At 46.7% G+C, this 1,631-nt stretch carries 1 protein-coding gene; it reads right to left on the reverse strand.

Annotation, left to right across the window (positions count from 1 at the left end):
- Window positions 1-69 precede the first annotated feature (69 nt).
- A partial coding sequence (locus HT709_RS11350) for an HAD-IC family P-type ATPase (RefSeq protein ID WP_172925785.1) occupies window positions 70-1,631 on the reverse strand: 1,562 nt, incomplete at its 5' end.

A 1,631-nucleotide genomic window follows, 5' to 3' on the forward strand; every position in this document is an offset into this window, starting at 1 on the left:
CAGATTCAATCCACTATACGATAGACTCGTCGTATAAAAAGACCGCAATACATAGATTGCAGTCTTTCTTTATTTTTTCGCTTGGTAACGACTGGTCAGGATGAAAATCACGGTAAAGACCAACATCATGACACCATAAACAGGTAATGTTTGTCCTGTTAAGGTTGCAATTTCAAGCAGTTTTTGAATTCTTGGGAAGAGAGCTGTGGCTAGGAAACCTCCTACTGACCAAACAATCAAGAGGACACGCCATAGGGTAAATGGCATGCAGGCTCTAAATACGGATAAGAAACCAATTGACCCCAAGAGATAATAGAGTAGAGTTGAGATTTCTAACTCAGACCAACCTTGGCTACTCCCAAATATTTTCACAAACAGGACGCTGAAGACGACCATGAGAGCGCTTGGTAGGGCACGAAGCATGGATCTTCTGAGAAAGTTTGACTCAACAGGTTTGATATTTCGCTCAAAAGTCAGAACGAATGGTGGGAAACCTTCCACAAACTGGTCAATCATGGTAATCTGGATCGGAATGAAGGGGAAAATCAAAATCCACTCTGACCGACCTAGTAAAGCACTGGCAATACAGATGACTGCTAACAGGAAGGAATAGATGGTCTTTATCAAGAAAATCGGGGCGATATGGGCAATGTTATTGACCACGCGACGACCCTCGAAGAGAATCTCAGGAACATCATTAAAGTCTGAGTTCAAAAGAACCAGATTGGCAATCTGACGGGTTGCTGGATCCCCCTCCGCCATCACGATAGAACAATCCGCCTCACGAAGGGCCAAGATATCATTAACCCCGTCCCCTGTCATAGCCGTTGTATGACCCGCTTTTTTCAACGTTTGGATGATGAGTTTCTTTTGATGAGGGGAAACACGTCCGAAAATAGCTGTCTCCTCCGCCATGGCCATCAATTCCTCATCGGTGATTTTTGAGCAATCTACATAGCTGTGATAGTCCGCAAAACCAGCCTTCTGGGCAATGCTGGACACCGTAACTGGATTGTCACCAGAAATAATCTTGAGTCCCACCTCCTGAGAACGGAGATAGTCCAGCGTCTCTGCTGCTCCCTCTCGAATGGGGTCCAAGATTTCCAGCAAGGCTAGAGCCTGAATATCAGATGGTTTCTGTGGTTTGTGATGGTCTAATTTCTCCTGACTGAGAGCTAAGACCAAGACACGTGATCCTCTCTCCAAGGCCTCTCTGGCTTCTGGGACTTCAGAGTCCAGCAACATCTCAGGTGCCCCTAAGAAAACTGTCCCCAAACATTCTAACTCCATGGCTCCCCACTTGCGGTCGCTGGAGAAGGGAAGCTTGGAAATCATAGGATAAGTAACTTCTCCCACAAAACGCTGTCGAATGGCTTGGGCAGTTGGATTCTTATCCTCACTATGAGCCATATAGCTGGCCAAGATGCTAGCAAGCGCTGACTCTCCATACTCTTCGGTCAAAGGAAGAACAGCCTCCACCTGCATCTTTCCTTGAGTGATGGTACCCGTCTTGTCCAGACAGAGCATATCCACGCGCGCCAAGGTCTCAACAGAGTACATCTCCTGCACCAAGACCTTTTTCAAGCCCAGCTTAATCACTGCAGCCAAGAGCGAAGTAATGGTCAAAAGGG

Source organism: Streptococcus sp. 1343 (assembly GCF_013277355.1).
In the GTDB taxonomy this organism is placed as follows: domain Bacteria; phylum Bacillota; class Bacilli; order Lactobacillales; family Streptococcaceae; genus Streptococcus; species Streptococcus pseudopneumoniae.